General features: G+C 67.0%; 12 protein-coding genes. 4 read left to right on the top strand and 8 right to left on the bottom strand.

Features of this window, described 5'->3' with window-relative positions:
• Window positions 1-45 precede the first annotated feature (45 nt).
• On the bottom strand, window positions 46-3,726 hold the full coding sequence (locus tag BMY35_RS09505; protein WP_093197423.1) for a DUF5801 repeats-in-toxin domain-containing protein: 3,681 nt from the start codon (window positions 3,724-3,726) through the stop codon (window positions 46-48).
• A 561-nt stretch (window positions 3,727-4,287) separates the two neighbouring features.
• On the opposite strand from BMY35_RS09505, the gene BMY35_RS09500 reads away from it, so the two are divergent.
• A complete protein-coding gene (locus tag BMY35_RS09500; protein ID WP_177213599.1) occupies window positions 4,288-4,848 on the top strand; it encodes a helix-turn-helix transcriptional regulator in 561 nt (186 codons plus the stop codon).
• Between the two features lie 13 nt (window positions 4,849-4,861).
• On the opposite strand, the gene BMY35_RS09495 is transcribed toward BMY35_RS09500, so the two are convergent.
• From BMY35_RS09495 to BMY35_RS09485, 3 genes are read right to left on the bottom strand one after another with little or no spacing between them, the layout of a single operon-like run.
• Complete coding sequence (locus BMY35_RS09495; RefSeq protein ID WP_093197418.1) at window positions 4,862-6,256, bottom strand: class II fumarate hydratase; 1,395 nt, start codon at window positions 6,254-6,256, stop codon at window positions 4,862-4,864.
• A gap of 4 nt (window positions 6,257-6,260) precedes the next feature.
• Window positions 6,261-7,250, bottom strand: a complete 990-nt coding sequence (locus tag BMY35_RS09490) for a tripartite tricarboxylate transporter substrate binding protein BugD (RefSeq protein ID WP_093197415.1) — start codon at window positions 7,248-7,250, stop codon at window positions 6,261-6,263.
• Between the two features lie 40 nt (window positions 7,251-7,290).
• Complete coding sequence (locus tag BMY35_RS09485) at window positions 7,291-8,673, bottom strand: class-II fumarase/aspartase family protein (protein ID WP_256228278.1); 1,383 nt, start codon at window positions 8,671-8,673, stop codon at window positions 7,291-7,293.
• A gap of 103 nt (window positions 8,674-8,776) precedes the next feature.
• On the opposite strand from BMY35_RS09485, the gene BMY35_RS09480 reads away from it, so the two are divergent.
• Window positions 8,777-9,544: a GntR family transcriptional regulator gene (locus tag BMY35_RS09480; protein WP_256228277.1), complete on the top strand. Its 768-nt coding sequence runs from the start codon at window positions 8,777-8,779 to the stop codon at window positions 9,542-9,544.
• A gap of 34 nt (window positions 9,545-9,578) precedes the next feature.
• Here the strand turns inward: BMY35_RS09480 and BMY35_RS09475 are convergent, their stop codons facing one another.
• The 4 genes from BMY35_RS09475 to BMY35_RS09460 form a co-directional block, all read right to left on the bottom strand.
• Complete coding sequence (locus BMY35_RS09475; RefSeq protein ID WP_093197410.1) at window positions 9,579-10,349, bottom strand: ABC transporter permease; 771 nt, start codon at window positions 10,347-10,349, stop codon at window positions 9,579-9,581.
• A 13-nt stretch (window positions 10,350-10,362) separates the two neighbouring features.
• Window positions 10,363-11,235: an ABC transporter ATP-binding protein gene (locus BMY35_RS09470; RefSeq protein ID WP_093197408.1), complete on the bottom strand. Its 873-nt coding sequence runs from the start codon at window positions 11,233-11,235 to the stop codon at window positions 10,363-10,365.
• Entirely contained in the window at window positions 11,235-12,266 is a 1,032-nt protein-coding gene (locus BMY35_RS09465; protein WP_093197405.1) for an ABC transporter substrate-binding protein, read from the bottom strand. The genes BMY35_RS09470 and BMY35_RS09465 overlap by 1 nt, the downstream gene beginning before the upstream one ends.
• Before the next feature lie 152 nt (window positions 12,267-12,418).
• Window positions 12,419-13,192, bottom strand: a complete 774-nt coding sequence (locus BMY35_RS09460) for an IclR family transcriptional regulator (protein WP_093197403.1) — start codon at window positions 13,190-13,192, stop codon at window positions 12,419-12,421.
• A gap of 150 nt (window positions 13,193-13,342) precedes the next feature.
• Here BMY35_RS09460 and BMY35_RS09455 point away from each other — a divergent pair, with 150 nt between their 5' ends.
• Both BMY35_RS09455 and BMY35_RS09450 read left to right on the top strand, forming a co-directional pair.
• Entirely contained in the window at window positions 13,343-14,989 is a 1,647-nt protein-coding gene (locus BMY35_RS09455) for an OPT/YSL family transporter (RefSeq protein WP_256228276.1), read from the top strand.
• Window positions 14,990-15,049: 60 nt separating this feature from the next.
• On the top strand, window positions 15,050-16,114 hold the full coding sequence (locus tag BMY35_RS09450) for an S-methyl thiohydantoin desulfurase domain-containing protein (protein WP_093197400.1): 1,065 nt from the start codon (window positions 15,050-15,052) through the stop codon (window positions 16,112-16,114).
• The last annotated feature ends 1 nt before the right edge of the window (window position 16,115 follow it).

The following is a 16,115-nucleotide window of genomic DNA, read 5'->3' as shown; positions in this document are numbered from 1 at the left end:
GGCGAGAAGGGGCGGCATTTCCGCCACCCCTTGCTCCAGGGCTCGCTATGCGATCGCTTCCGTTTGCTGGGTCGTGCCTATCAGGTTGGCCACGCCGTCGATTTCCAGGTGGACGTCGAAGTCGAAGCCCGCGAAGTCGGCGTCGCCGTCGATCACTTGACCCACGAAGTTCAGGTCCACGTCCGAATTGATCGTCGTCGACGTGATCACGTCGATCTTGATGATCTTGAACACGTCGTTGTCCGCCGTATCGGCGTAGTTCGTGCCGGTCGCGGTCAGATTCACCGTGTTATGGCCAGTCAGGCTGATGCCCGTGCCGGTGATCTCTTCGGTGCTGCTCAGGACCTGCAGGCCCGTGATCTGGTAGTTGGCGCTGTCGTAGTCGTCCTCGCCGATGCTGACCACCTTCAGGCCTCCTCCGGCCGATTGGTAGTCCGCCGCGGAGTTGGCGATCAGGAGCCTGGTCGTGGTGGTGTTGGTCGACGCATTGAACAGCTTCAGCAGAACGGCCACGTCTTCGCCGTCCGTGATCTGGTCGATCGTGATGTTGATCGAGTCGGCGTAGGCAACGTCCGTACCGACGATGGCCGCCCCGGGGCGCTGCGGCGGGCTCGTGAGGTTGGGGTTGCTCACCGGATTCGACTTGTAGAAGTCGAAGTTCAGCAGCTCGCCCGCCTGGACGGTATCGGAGTTCACCCCGAGGGTGTTGGTCGCGACGTTGACGAAGCCGACACTCTCGCTGGTGAAGGTCTCGCCCGGCACGAATGCGTGATTGTTGCCCGCCAGCAGGTCGCCGGAGTCGCTCGGAGGCGTGGCGGACCTGGCGGACAGCACGCCGAAGAAGTCGTTGCTGTATTTCTGGACCACGATCTCCGGCGAGTTGTTGCCTATGGTGTCGTAGTTGAAGGATGCCAGCGGCGCACTCGTGGAGAACGTCGTCTGTCCTCCGAAGACCTGGTCCAGGTCGAAGGTGAAGGTACCGTCCGTCTTGTTGAAGACGACCGTGCCCGTGGCCGCCTGCGTCGTCGTCGACGTCGGCCCGGGGTAGTAGTTGAAGCTGAAGTTGTAGGTGACCGTCGTGGCGTCTTCCGCGAAGTGGGAGACCGTCGCATCGGTGATGGGCCGTCCGCCGCCCGTCGTGCCGGTCAGGCTGTTCAGCACGATGCCGTCGGTCGACGCGTTGTCCACGTCGTCGGCGCCGATGGAGAAGTTGTAGGTTCCCGCAATCGGCTGGGCGTCGTTCGCTCCGGTGAGGTCGGAGATGGCGGTCGCCGTCGGGCCGTGGTCGTCGAACTTGATGTTCGCCCCGATGTTGAGCACCTTGGAATCGGAGGCGGTGTCGCCGTCGCCATCGGTGAGCGTCACGGCATTGGTCAAGGTGATCAGGTCGTCGGCCATCGTGGCCTGCTGGGCCGCATAGTTCGACGAGGAGCCCGGCAGCGCGTGGTCGATCTCGGCGAACTGCCGCAGCGTCACCGAGCCGGCGCCATTCACGCTCACGTCGAAGATGGTGTTGGTCGCCGAAATGCCTGCCTCGGTGGCGGAGGTCGAGCCGATGACCGCTCCTGCAACCAGGTACAGCCTGATGGCCGCGCCGTCGCTCGTGAGCCCGGATGCGCCACCCTGCGTCTTCACGCCGAGCGTGAAGGTCGAGTCGGTGGTGCCCGCCCCGTCGGCGCCGTAGCTGCTCGAAGTCGTGCCGAAGGCCGGCGCGAAGTCCTGGATGGAGGAGTCGGTGGCCGCGCCGACGGTCTGTGCGTCCTGGGTGTTGAGCAGCGTCGTGTCGGTGGGCGTTGCCAGCACGATGGTCGGGCCGTCGTCGTCGAACCTGATGTTCGAGCCGATGTTGAGCAGCTTGGAGTCGGAGGCCGTGTCGCCATCGCTATCGGTGAGTGTCACGGCATTGGTCAGGGTGATCAGGTCGTCGGCCATCGTGGCCTGCTGGGCCGCGTAGTTCGACGAAGAGCCCGGCAGCGCGTGGTCGATTTCAGCGAACTGCTGCAGCGTCACCGAGCCTGCCGCGTTCACGGCCAGGTCGAAGACGGTGTTGGCCGCCGCGACGCCGAGCTCGGTGGCGGAGGTCGAGCCGATCACCTTGCCGTTCAGCAGGTACAGGTAGATGGTCGCGCCGTCGCTCTTGAGCCCGGAGTCGATGCCCTGTGCCTTCACGCCGAGCGTGAAGGTCGGGTCGGTGGTGCCGGCTCCGTCGCTGCCGAAGCTGCTCGAGGTCGTGCCGAAGGCCGCCGCGAAGTCCTGGCTGGCGGAGTCGGTGGCTGCCCCGATGGTCTGCGCGTCCTGGGTGTTGAGCAGCGCCGTATCGGTGGGCGTTGCCAGCACGATGGACGGGCCATCGTCCTCGAAGACCATCATGGAGCCGACCTCCGCCGTCGCGCTGGAAACCTGCAGCAGCCGGAAGCCACCGATGTCGAAGTCGGCGTGGGTGTTGCCCGAGGCATTGAGGGCGGCCCCGTTCTCGATGAGTACGCGGTTGTGGTCCGCCGAGGTCGTGTATTCGACCGAGTAGCCGGCCTTGACGCCGGTGATCATCGCGACGCCGCCGGTGATGCTGATCGCGATGGCCGCACTCTGTCCACCCTCGGCACCGTTCGCGTAGGTCTCCAGAGCCGCGCCGGTAACGGAGTCGAGCACGCGCACGCTCGTGATCGAAATCACCTGGTCGCCCGCGTAGCCATCGATGAAGCTGTTGCCGGACTCGACCGCCGTGCTGTATGCGGTGATCCTGACCTGGGCACTCTTTCCGCTTTGCAGCTGCACGACGTCGAAATCGGCGGTCCTCGCTCCGAACATGCCGGTGAAGTCGATGTTCGACTCCAGGTCGGCCTCGTTCTGGTCAAGGTTCGGAATGGTGACGTTCGCCCTGGCGCCGGTCACGAACGTGAAGCGGATGCCTTCCTGCTCGGTGATCATCTGGCTGTTGGTGCCGAACGTCGTCGGCCCGCCGGCCTGGCTGGTGTTGATCGTGTCGCCGGTCGAGATGTTGATGTCGTCGGCGGTGCTGTTGGGATTGGCCCCGGACTGGTTCGCCGGGTCCTTTCCGGTCGCGATGATCGTCACGTCGGAAATCCGGCCGTTGACGATCGTCGGGTTGTCCTTGGTGAACATCAGGAACAGGTTCTGGCCGGATGGCGCGCCTGCGAGGTTGAACTCCGCATCCTGGCTGACGCTGACGAAGACCTTGTTGAGCAGGTTGACTGCGTCGTCGGGGTTGGTCGCGTCGGGGTTCGCGATCGCCTCGTACTGGACCATCCAGATCTTGGCGCCGCTCACCGGGGTTCCGGTTTCCTCCAGATAGGCGGCGAACACGACGACATTGAGGGCGGTCTTCCCGTAGACGACGTTGTTGTTGGTCGTGTCGGTGTAGAGGAAGATGTCTTCGCCGTCGGCGGTATCGAGTCCGCTGTCGAAGCCGTTGAGCGGAGCGCCGTTCGCGTCCGTGAAGGAAATGTCGGTGACCGTGCCCGATGTGCTGAATGTGAACGCGTTGGTGCCGGTGTTGGACCCGTTGTAGCCGCTCAACGCGGCGTTGATGGCGGTCCCGACACTCTGGGCCGCGAGGCGGCTGCTGAAGGCAGCCGGCAGCGAGCCTGCGGAGATGTCGTTGTCGTTGCTGTCGCCGGCAGCGGCGGGAGTAGCGGCAAGGTTCTGCAGATTGGCGGATTCGTCCAGAGTGACGGTCGAGCCGGCCGTCAGATTTAGCGCAGCCATAAACACTCCTCGGTTGACAAGAAAACCCGCCGACAGGCATCACCCGATCGAGGCGCGTTCGCTGCCAAGCAACCAGGTTCGCGTATCAGCAGAGGAGGCATGCTGAACCGCGTGACGATGCCTTGTCCATAGGATAAAAGTTGTCACCCAAAGGGTGACGCGCCGTGCCGGGCATGCGCCCGCAAGCCCTTAACCTTTTGATACCTTGCGAAGGTTGCGGGCCTACCTGCACGGTGGTGTGGTCTTTATCATTACCTTTCGGATGCCTCCAAAACAAGTGCTTCGGAGGAAGCCATGGAAGAAGTCCCACTGTCGCCTGCCGGGCTCGAACCTGCGTGGAACGCGGATACGCGGCCGTTCACGCAAGACTTCCCCCCGACCTTGCCATTCGCGCCGCCTGCGCTGTGGACATCAAGCGGATTTCAGCCGGCTTGCCTTGAGATTCGATCCCCTTTCCCTGCGGTCGAAGTCCGTGTTCCGGTTCTCGTCGCAACCTGTCCAGGCCGTGCATCGCCGCTGTCCGGGCCAGGCCTGTTGGCCTCGAGGATTCGTGCCGGGCGGATGTACCAGGTCGAGCATGCGGAGATGAACGGCCTCTCCGACCTGGACGCCCGTTGCCGGCAGCAGGCGCCTCGCCTGGTGCTGGTGGACATCGCGTTGATTTCGCCCGAGAGAGTCGACAGGCTGGACGATCTGCGCTGCCGTTTTTCAGCCATCGACTGGCTCCTGGGCTGGGAGGCGCCCTCCATGCTGGGGCTGGATGCGGCGATCCGGATCCAGGCCCGCGGCTGCGTTGAGTGGGCAGCGAGCGCGGAGCAGTTCGCGCAATCGCTGGATGCCGTGCTGGCAGGCATCCTGGGCTTCCCGGGGCCGGTGTTGCAGGCACTGTATCTGTCGGTGCTGCGATTGAAGGCAGCCGACGGACCGGCGGCCTCCCGAGCGATATCGCCTGCAACGAGGCTGACCGCACGAGAGGGCGAAGTGCTCTCGCTGATGCACCGGGACCTGACCAACAAGCAGATCGCCGAGCGACTCGACATCAGTGTCAACACAGTCAAGAAGCATCTCGCGCATGTGTTCGCGAAGCAGGGACAGCACAGCCGGCGCCGGCATCTGGTCTGATCCGGCGCTGCCGCTAGCTCTTTCCCCTTGCCATGCGAAGCGGGTCGACCAGCCGGTCGTACGCCTCGGCGCTCAGGTAGCCCAGTTCGACGGCCGCTTCTCTTGGCGCAATGCGGCGCTCCACGGCGGTGCGCGTGATGCGCGCCACCTTGTCGTAGCCGAGCACCGGATTCAGCGCCGTCACCGACAGCAGCGCGTTGCCCAGGTTCGCTTCGAGCCGCTCGCGATCGACCTCGAGGCCGGCAACCAGCCTGCCTGCGAAGACGCGCGCGCTGTCCGCCAGTATGCGGATCGACTGCAGCACACCGTGGATCAGCACCGGCTTGGCCACGTTGAGCTCGAAGTTGCCCGAGGCGCCGGCCATCGTCACCGTCACGTGGTTGCCCGCCACCTGCATGGCAGCCTGGGCCACCACTTCCGCGATGGTCGGGTTGCGCTTGCCCGGCATGATCGAGGAGGTCAGGCCGTCGTTTGGCACCACCAGCTCGCCGATGCCGCAGCGCGGGCCCGATCCCATCCAGCGGATGTCGTTCGCCATCTTCATCAGCGAGGCGGCGATCACGTTCAGGGCTCCGGACAGCTCCACCAGCGCATCGTGGCCCGACATGCCCTCGAACTTGCACGGATGAGGCTCGAATGGCAGGCCGGTTAGCTTGCTTATCTCCTCGCAGAAGAACACGTCGAAGTTCTCGGGCGCATTGAGCCCGGTTCCCGCCGCCGTGCCTCCTTGGGCGAGCAGCAGCAGTCGTGGCAATGCGTCCTTCAGCCGCGCGATGCCGCTGTTCGCCTGCCACGCGAATGCCTCGAACGCCTGGCCCATCGTCATCGGCACGGCGTCCATCAGGTGTGTGCGCGCCACCTTGGTCGCGCCGGCGAACGCGCGTGCGCGGTCGTCGAGCGCGTCCTTCAGCATGGTGAGCGAGGGGACCAGTCGCTGCGTCAGCTCCATCGCGGCCGCGATGTGCATCACCGTCGGAAAGCTGTCGTTCGACGACTGCGATGCGTTCACATGGTCGTTGGGATGCACCGGCGACTTCGTGCCCAGCGGCTGCCCGAGCAGCTCGTTGGCCCGGTTCGCGATCACCTCGTTGGCGTTCATGTTCGTCTGGGTTCCCGAGCCGGTCTGCCAGATCGTGAGCGGGAAGTGGTCGTCGAACAGGCCGCGCGAAAGCTCCCCGGCGGCCGTGGCGATGCTTTCCGCCAGTGCCGCGTCGAGCGCGGCGCAGCGGGCATTGGCTCTTGCCGCCGCGATCTTCTGCAGCCCGAAGGCGTGCAGCAGGCATACGGGGAAGCGCTCGGTTCCCACGTCGAACACGCCCAGCGCGCGTTGTGTCTGTGCTCCCCAGTACCGGCCGGCCGGAATCTCCACCGGCCCGAAGGCATCGTGCTCGATGCGCGTGGCCGTCATCGCGTCAGTCCAGCGAGATGCTGGCCTTGGCCGCAACGGCCCTCCAGCGGGCCACTTCCGCTTCGGTGTGCCTGCCCAGCGCGGCGCCGGTGTACTGCTCCGGCGGCAGCATCTGGATCGCCTGCTCGGCCAGGCGGTCGGTGAAGGCCTTGTCGCCCATCACCTTCAGGTAGGCCTGCTGCACCTTGTCGAGCACCGGCTGCGGCGTGCCCTTGGGCGCGTAGATGCCGTACCAGGTCGATGCCTCGAAGCCGGGCAGCACCGTCTCGGCGAGCGTGGGCACGTCCTTGAGCTGCGGCAGCCGCACCTTCGAGGTGACGGCCAGCGCGCGGACCTTCGCCTCCTTGATCTGCGGCAGGGCGGTGTTGGTCTGGTCGAAGATGCCGTCGACCTGGCCGCCGATCACGTCGATCAGCGCCGGCCCCGCGCCCTTGTACGGAACCTGCGAGATCCTGATGCCCGCCGAGGCGGCGAACAGGGCCGCGATGAGGTGCGAGCTGGAGCCCACGCCGGCGTTGCTGATGAAGAGCTTGTCGGGGTTGGCCTTGCCGAAGTCGACCAGCGCCTTGATGTCCTTCGCCGGATGCTCCTTGCGCACCATCAGCACCAGCGGCGTGTCGGGGAAGCGGAACACCGGTGCGAAGTCCTTGACCGGGTCGTAGGCGAGCTTCTTGTACAGCGCCGGCGCGGCGCCCATGTAGCCCATGTGCCCGACCAGCATGGTGTAGCCGTCGGCCGGCGCGCGCGATGCCTTCGCCGCGCCCACGGTGCCGCCTGCGCCCGGTGCGTTGTCGATGACGATGGGCTGGCCCAGTTCGCGCGCGACCCGCTCCGCCACGGCCCGTGCGAGCGCATCGGTGGGGCCGCCCGCCGCGAACGGAACGATCCAGGTCACGGGGCGGGCCGGATAGGCCTGCGCGCTCGCGCCGTGCGCCGCGGTTGTGAATGCCACTGCCAGCAGGGCACGCACGGCCAGCTTCTTGATGTCGATCATCTGTCTTGTCTCCTCGGGGTTGGTGGTTCGTCGTCGCGGCTCAGGCCGCCATTTCGGCGGACAGGGCCAGCGCGCGGTCCACCATCCGCGGCGCGAGGCCGAGATAGTTCGCCGGATCGGTCATGCGATCGATGGCCGCGCGGTCGAAGTGCTTCGTGACCTCGGGCAGCGCCGACAGCGCCTCGGCCAGCGTGCCGCCCTTTTCGTTGACGGTGCGGCAGGCGTCGTAGACCACGTCGTGCGCCTGCTGGCGGCCGATGTGGGGCGCCATGCCCATCATCACGGCCTCGGCCACGATGAGGCCGCGGCTGATGCCCAGGTTGTGCTTCATGCGCGCCTCGTCCACGATCAGGCCGCCGAGCGCGAACTTCGCCTGGTGCAGCGCGCCCGAGGTGAGGATGAAGCTCTCGGGAATGGCGATCCACTCGGCATGCCAGGGGCCTGTGGCACGCTCGAAGTCCTGCACCATTGCATCGACCATCAGCCCCGCGTGCTGCCGCACGGCCTTGGAGGCGGCCAGCATCAGCTCGCTGGAGATCGGATTGCGCTTCTGCGGCATCGTGCTCGATGCGCCGCGTCCCTTGACGAAGGGCTCGTAGACCTCGGCGAACTCCGTCGAGGCCATGATCATGATGTCGAGCGCGATCTTGCCCAGCGAGCCCGTGACCAGCGCGAGCAGGTTCACCGCCTCGGCGAAGCCGTCGCGCGCCACATGCCAGGTGGTGGCGGGCACGCCCAGCCCCAATTCCTCGGCCATGGCCTTCTGCACCTCGAAGCCCTTGTCGCCGAGCGAGGCCAGCGTGCCCGCGGCACCGGCGAACTCGACCACCGCCACGCGCGGACGCAGCTCGGCGATGCGCTGCTGGTGCCTGTCGAACATCGCGAGCCAGATCGCGACCTTGTAGCCGAAGGTCACGGGCAGCGCCTGCTGCAGGTGGGTGCGGCCGGCCATCGGCGTGTCGCGGTGCTTCTTCGCGAGCGAGGCGAGGATGCCGCGCAGCTCGCGGATGTCCTCGCCGATGCTGTCGAGCGCGTCGCGTACCTGCAGGGCGACCGCCGTGTCCATGATGTCCTGCGTGGTCGCGCCCCAGTGCACGTAGCGGCCGGCTTCGCCGCACATCCCGACCAGTTGGTGCACCAGCGGGAGGATGGGGTAGCCGACGATGTCCGTCTCCTCGCGCATGTGGTCGAAGTCGATGCGCTCGATCCGCGATTCGCGCGCGATCGCCTCCGCCGCCTCGACCGGGATCACGCCCGTGCGCGCCTCGGCCTTGGCCAGTGCGATCTCCGCATCGATGTAGCGCTGGACCAGCGCGCCGTCGGAGAAGAGCTGCCGCATCTTCTGGGTGCCGAAGGCGTCGCGGAACAGGATGGAGTCGACGACGGTGCTGGCCATCGGAATCGAGGAGCGGGTAAGGGTCATGGGAGTTGTTGAAAGTAGAAGCAGCGAACGCAAATATGTTCGGACATATTCAACTTTAATATGTACGAACATATTCGACGAATCGGGGTTTACCCTTGACGCCATGAATGCGATCCTCGGGGGCAACATGTCTTCGCCATCCAAGCCTCACCACAGCGACATCTCGCGTCACCTCACCGAAGCCATCGCCAGCGGTCATTTCGCCGTCGGCTCGGTGCTCCCGACGGAACTCGAGCTCTGCGACCACTACAAGACCAGCCGCCATACCGTGAGGGCGGCGCTGGCCGAGCTCCAGCGACTGGGCCTCGTGTCGCGGCGTAAGAACGCGGGAACCCGCGTCGAGGCGACCAAGCCGCGAGACACCTTCCGTCCCTCGATCGCGTCGGTGGACGATCTCGTGCACTTCGGCACCGAGTACCTGCGGCAGGTGCAGTCGATCGAGGAGGTGGCCGTGGCGGCCCCGGTGGCCAGGGACCTGGATTGCGCGCCCGGCACGCGCTGGCTGCGCATCTCCAGCCTGCGGCTCGACACCGGCGGAGAAGGCGGACCCATCGGATGGACCGACCTGTACGTCGACCCGGCGTATTCGGAAGTGCGCGACCTGGTGCGGGAGTCGCCCGGCACCCTCGTCAGCTCACTGATCGCCGAGCGCTACGGTCGGCAGATCGTGGAGATCCACCAGGATGTGCGCGCCGACACCGTCAGGGACGCGGCGATGGCGAAGGCCCTGCAGGTGGAGCAGGGCGCGGCGGCGCTGAAGATCGTGCGCCGCTATCTAGATGCCGAGGGGCTGGCCTTCGAGGTCTCGGTGTCGGTCCATCCGGCGGACCGGTTCTCGGTGTCGATGCGGCTGCAGCGTTCGGCTTCGTAGCCGCAGCCCGCATCGCCCGCATCGGCACGGCGGCTCACTGGTTCTGCGAACCCCGGTGCGCCCAGCCGGTGGTGTGCTTCTCGACCACGCTGAAGAGTTCATACATCAGCATCGCCATCGCGCCCACCACCATCAGGCCCGCGAAGGCCAGGCCCATCTGCATGGCCGAGCCGGCCGAGATCAGCAGGTAGCCGATGCCTTCGTTGGCCGCCGTCATCTCGCTGACGGTGGTGCCGACGAAGGCCAGCGTGATCGCCACCTTCAGCGAGCCGAAGAAGTAGGGCATGGAGCGCGGCAGGCCGATCTTCATGAGCACGTCCCAGCGCCTGGCGCCCAGCACGCGCAGCACGTCTTCCAGCTCGGGTTCGAGCGTGGCGAGGCCGGTCGCGATGTTGACCATGATCGGGAAGAAGCTGATCAGGAAGGCCGTGAGGATCGCCGGCCCGATGCCGATGCCGAACCACACGACCAGGATCGGCACGAAGGCCGCCTTGGGCAGCGCGTTGAAGGCCGTCATCAGCGGGTAGATCGCCGCGTACGCGATGCGCGAGCTGCCGATCACGAAGCCCAGCAGCACGCCCACCACGATCGCGAGGCCGAAGCCCGCCATCGTGACCCAGAAGGTGCGCCACGCGTGGCCCGCGATGACTTCCTTGAATTCCCAGAACTGGTTCCAGATGCGCCACGGGCTCGGGAAGATGAAGTCGGAAACCTCGAAGGCCGAGCAGATGATCTGCCACAGCAGGATCACCGCCACGAGCAGCAGCCAGGGCGACCAGCGTTCGATTTGCCTGGTGTTCTTCATGTGTCGCGCGCCCTCAGTGAGATACCGCCGCGGCGGACTGGGCGGCGCTCGCGCCGGTATTGCGGATGGCTCCGATGTGCCCGCGCAGTTCCAGCACGATGTCGGTGAACTCCTTCGTGTAGGTGAGCTCGAGCTCGCGCGGGCGCGGCAGGTCGATCTCGCGCTTCACCACGAAGCGGCCGGGGCTCTTGCTCATCACGTACACCGTGTCGGCGAGGAACACCGACTCGCGCAGGTCGTGCGTCACCAGGATCACGTTGAACTGCTGCTCGGTCCAGAGGTCGCGCAGGATGCACCAGAGCTCCTCGCGCGTGAACGCGTCGAGCGCGCCGAAGGGCTCGTCGAGCAGCAGCATCTTGGGCTCGTGGATGAGCGCGCGGCAGATGCTCGCGCGCTGCTGCATGCCGCCCGAGAGCTGCCACGGAAACTTGTCCTCGTAGCCGCCCAGGCCCACCTTCTGCAGCAGGCGGCGGGCGCGCTCCTCGTACTCCTTGCGCTTGGCCTTGAAGCTGGAGCGGTAGGGCTCGACGATCTCCAGCGGCAGCAGCACGTTGTCGACCGTGGTGCGCCACGGCAGCAGCGAAGGCGCCTGGAAGGCCATGCCCGAGATCTTCAGCGGCCCGGTCACCGGCTGGCCGTCGATGCGGATCTTGCCCATCGACGGCATCTTCAGCCCGGTGGTGAGCTTCATGAAGGTCGACTTGCCGCAGCCCGAGGGGCCGACGATGGCGATGAACTCGCCGCGCTTGACCTTCAGGTCGATGGCCTCGACCGCGAAGTGGTTGGCGCGCAGCAGCTCCTCGTTGTAGGCGAGCCAGACGTCCTGGAAGTCGACGAAGGGTGCGACGAAAGGGGCTGTGGCCGCGTCCTGCGATGCGGCTGCCATCACTTCTTCAGGATGTTCAGTTCGGCGGCCGGCGGCAGCAGCGCCGCGGTCCACACCGCGTCGGGGCTCACGCGCGTCTTGGTGTTGAAGGCGTCCGACACCTGCGAGGCCATCAGCGACATGCGGCCCGCGTTGACTGCGCCGAAGCCTTCGGCGCGCGCGTCTGCGCTGTTGATGACGGTGTCGATGGCCAGCTGCAGGCGGCGCGTCTCGAGCTTGCTGTCGATGATGCCGTCGCGCGCCTTCACCGACTCGATGGCCACCGCCGGATTGGCGATGACTTCCTTCGCGCCCTTGGCGAAGGCCGAGAGGAATTTCTTCACCGCCTCCGGGTGCTCCTTGATGAGCTTGGGCGAGGCGATGATGACGTTGCCGTAGAGCTTCACGCCGTAGTCGGGGTAGGGGAGGATCACCACGTCGGCCGTCTTGGCGCCGCGCGCCTCGAGGTTGAGCAGCGAGGTGAAGGTGAAGCCGGTGATGGCGTCGATGTCGCCGCGCATCAGCATGGTCTCGCGCAGCGTCGGGTCCATGGCGGTCCAGTTGACCGTGCCGATGTTGTTGGCCTTCGCGAAGATCGGGAAGGCGCGGCGGCCCGCGTCGAACACCGGCGCGCCCAGCTTCTTGCCCGTGAGGTCGGCGGGCTTGGTGATGCCGCTCTTCTTGAGCGTCATGACCGATGCCGGCGTGTTGTTGTAGACCATCATCACCGCGACCGGCTTGTTGGGGCTGTCGGGGTTGTTGGCGTGGAACTCCATCAGCGCCGCGAGGTCGGCGAAGCCCATGTCGTAGGCACCCGAGGCCACGCGCGTGACGGTGCCGCCCGAGCCGTTGCCGGCGTCGATGGTCACGTCGAGGCCGGCGGCCTTGAAGTAGCCCTTGGCTGCGGGATGCAGGAACAGCGCGGCCGGTCCTTCGAAGCGCCAGTCGAGCTGGAACTTGATCGGCGTCGAGGTCTGCGCAAAGGCCGGGGTGAGGCCGAAGCTGAGGGCCGAGGCGGCGAGGAAGGACTGGAGCAGTTGGCGCTTGTTCATGCGGAGATCGATCCGTTGGATGAAAGGGGATTGAATGCTTCTGCATTCAAGCAAAAACGGTGCCCGCACGTGATTGGTGCGAACCCTTCCTGTGGATCGAACTGGTGCGTCGCTTCCGCATTTCGCACCTTTGGCGGGAAATCCCTTCGGTTTCAGGGGGCGCTTGCACCGAATGCGAGCCAGTACGGATCGCCGACGCGCTTGCCGACGCTCGCGGCGGCATCGCGCACGATGGCGCCGAAGCGCTCGACCAGCGCGTCCGACAGCAGCTCCGCGGGCAGCGCGATGCCGAAGGCGTAGGCCTGTCGCGTGGCCGGGTCGAACACGGCGGAAGAGATGCCCGCCACGTTGGTCACGTACTCGCCGCGTGACAGGGCCCAGCCGGTTTCGCGGATCACCGCGAGGCGCGCCAGCAGGTCCTTGCGCGTGCGGGGTGCGTCGCCGCGTCCCTGGTCGAGCCGGCCGCCCAGCAGGGCAGTCACTTCGGCGTCGCCCTGCCGCGCGAGCAGGGCGCGGCCCATGGCGCTGGAATAGGCCGGCGCGCGGCTTCCCGGCGGCGTGTAGATCTGCAGCGCGCCGGCACCGGCGCGCATCTGGATCACGAGCGTGTCGGCACCGTCGAGCACGTTGATGTAGCCGGTGAAGCGCGTCTCTGCCACCAGCGCGTCGAGCGCTTCCTCCACCAGCGAGGCGGCGTTGCGCGAAGCGCGGAAGTGGTACGAGGCTTCCATGATCACGCCGCCCGGCCGGTAGGCGCGCGTGGCCGCGTCGCGATCGAGAAAGCCGTAGCTCGCCATCATGCTGAGGGTGCGCGAGGCAGAGCTCTTCGGCAGGCCCAGCTCCGTCACCACGTCGGTCACCGTGATGTCGCGGCGCAGCCGCGCGATCAGCTTCAGGACGTCCATGGCGTTGGCGAGGGTGCTCATAGTTCAGATGGGTTGGCGGGTGGGAATCATAGGTTCGGCGCGCAACGCGTCCGCCGGCTCGGGGTGAACCAGCCTTGACAGCGCTTCGGCGGGTTCTATCATTTGGTTCAATTTTATTGGATTAAGTTCCAAAAAATGGAACTTCAGAAAATGACCATGAACCACGAGGCAACAGCGGCGATGCCGCTGCAGGAGGGCGACGCCGCCCATCCGTCACCCGAGCTGCACCCGAAGGCACTGGCGCCGGCCAACCTGATCCTGACGGTGGTGCTGAGCGTGTTCGGCGCCATCGTCGGCATCCAGATGCTGGCGAGCCTGGGCATCACGCCGAGCACCTCGCTGATCGGCGCGCTCGCGGCGATGACGCTGGCGCGCGTGCCGCTGGCCATGTTCCGGGGCTTCCGCTCGGTGCACGCGCAGAACCTCGCGCAGACCAGCATCTCGTCGGCCACCTTCGGCGCCGCCAACAGCCTGTTCCTGCCCATCGGCATTCCCTTCCTGTTCGGGCTGCCCGACATGGTTGTGCCCATGCTCGTCGGCGTGAGCCTGGCGATGCTGCTCGATGCCTGGCTGCTCTACCGCATGTTCGACACGCCCGCCTTCCCGGCGAAGAACCCGTGGCCGCTGGGCATCGCGGCGGCCGAGGCCATCAAGGCGGGCGACGGCGGCGGCAAGCAGGCCTGGCTCTTGTTGGGCGGGCTCGCAACGGGCGTGGTGGGCGCGGTGTTCAAGCTGCCGATGTCGGCCTTCGGCGTGGCGCTGATCGGCGGGCTCGGCGCGATGACCGCCTTCGGCATCGGCCTGTTGCTGCGGGGCTACTCGGCGCAGCTCTTCGGCTTCGACATCGGCGCGCGCTACGTGCCGCACGGAATGATGATCGGCGCGGGCATCGTGGCGCTGGTGCAGGTGGGGCGCGTGGTGCTGAAGAAGCACGGCTCCGCTGTGCCCGGCACAGGTGCAACCGCCTCTCTGGAGGCACGCGGCGCCACCGCGCTGGGCCGCTCGCTGCGCCTCGGCGGCGTGGGCTATCTCGCGATCATGGTGCTGCTGGCGGTGGGCACGGGCGTGTACACCGGCATGTCGCCCGGCATGCTCGTGTGCTTCGTCATCTACGGCACCTTCGCGGCCTTCGTGCACGAGCTGATCGTGGGCATCGCGGCCATGCACTCGGGCTGGTTCCCGGCCTTCGCGGTGGCGCTGATCTCGCTGCTGATCGGCATCCTGATCGGCTTTCCGCCCGAGGCGCTGGTGGTGCTGGCGGGCTTCTCGGCGGCCACCGGGCCGGCCTTCGCCGACATGGGCTACGACCTCAAGGCCGGGCACCTGCTGCGCGGCGAGACATCGGGCACGCCCTTCGAGACCGAGGGCCGGCGCGAACAGATGATCGCGGGCATGGTGGGCTTCGCCGTGGCCATCGTGGTCGTGGCCTGCAGCTACAGGCTGTTCTTCGCCAACCACCAGACGGCGCCCATCAACGCGGCCTACGTGGCGGCCATCAAGGCCGGCATCTCGGGCGACACGGCGCGCAACCTTGCGCTGTGGGCGCTGCCCGGCGCGCTGCTGCAGATCGTGGGCGGCGCGCGCCAGCAACTCGGCGTGCTGTTCGCCACCGGCCTGCTCATCGCGAGCCCGATGGCGGGCTGGATGGTCGCGGCCGGCATCGCCTGCCGGCTGGTCGTGCATCGCGTTCTCGGCGCCTCGGCGCGCGAGCGGCTCGAAGTGTTCGCAGGCGGCGTCATCGCGGGCGACGCGCTCTACAGCTTCTTCTCGGGCGCGGTGAAGAGCCTGCGCAAGTAGCGCCACGGCACCGCGCTCCGCCTTTCCTCCTTCCCTTCATCACACAGGAACCACGAATCCATGAAACGCAATCTGACAAGCGACGACGTCCGCGCGGCCATCTGGGGCGGCGCCATCCTCGGCGGCGGTGGCGGCGGGCTGATCGAGTCCGGCGAGCGCGCCGCGAAGCTCGCGCTGCAGGTCGGCACGCCGCAGCTGTGGAGCATCGACGAATTCGACGACTCGGCGCTCACTGCCACCATGGCGCTGGTCGGCGCCCCGGCCGCGCCCGATCCGCACGTGCAGCCCGCGCACCTGCTGCGCACGCTGGAGTTGCTGCGCCGCGAACTGCCGGCGGGCCAGAAGCTGGTCGGCCTGCATGCCAACGAGAACGGCGCCGAGACCACGGTCAACGGCTGGTTCCATGCCGCGATGAGCGGGCTGCCCGTGATCGACCTGGCCTGCAACGGCCGCGCGCATCCGTCGAGCGTGATGGGTGCGCTGGGCCTGCACACCGAGCCCGACTACCTTTCGGTGCAGGCCTACGCGGGCGGCGAGCCGCATCGCTATGTCGAAGGCGTGGTGTCGGGCCGCCTGGAGCAGACCTCCGCCGTGGTGCGCCGCGCCTCCGTCGAGGCGGGCGGCCTCGTGGCGGTGGCGCGCAATCCGGTCAGCGTGGGCTATGCGCGCCGGCACGGGGCGCCGGGCGCCATCAGCCATGCCATCGCGCTGGGCCAGACGTACCTCGATGGCGGCGTCGATGCGGTGGCCCGCTCGCTGGAAGGCCGCATCGTGGCCGAGGGTGAGGTGCGCACCTACCGCTGCGAACAGCAGGAGGGGTTGGACGTGGGCATCGTCGAGCTCGACGACGCGGCGCGCACCACGCTGCGCTTCATCAACGAGTACATGCTGCTGGAGCAGGAAGGAAAGCGCATCGCCCGCTTTCCCGATCTCGTGATGACCTTCTCGGATGACGGCAGGCCGGTGGTGTCGGCCCACGTGCGCCAGGGCGCGCGGCTGCGCGTGCTGGTCGCGCCGCGCGCGCGGCTGCTGCTGTCACGCACGATGTTCATGCCCGAGCTCTACCGGCCGCTCGAGAAATCGCTCGGCGAGGCCTTCGCGCCGGCCGAGGAAGCGCTGGCCTGAG

The organism is Variovorax sp. YR750, assembly GCF_900109805.1.
Lineage (GTDB): Bacteria > Pseudomonadota > Gammaproteobacteria > Burkholderiales > Burkholderiaceae_C > Variovorax > Variovorax gossypii.
Note: the sequence above shows the minus strand (reverse complement) of the source record. Positions and strands in the feature narration are given on the sequence as shown.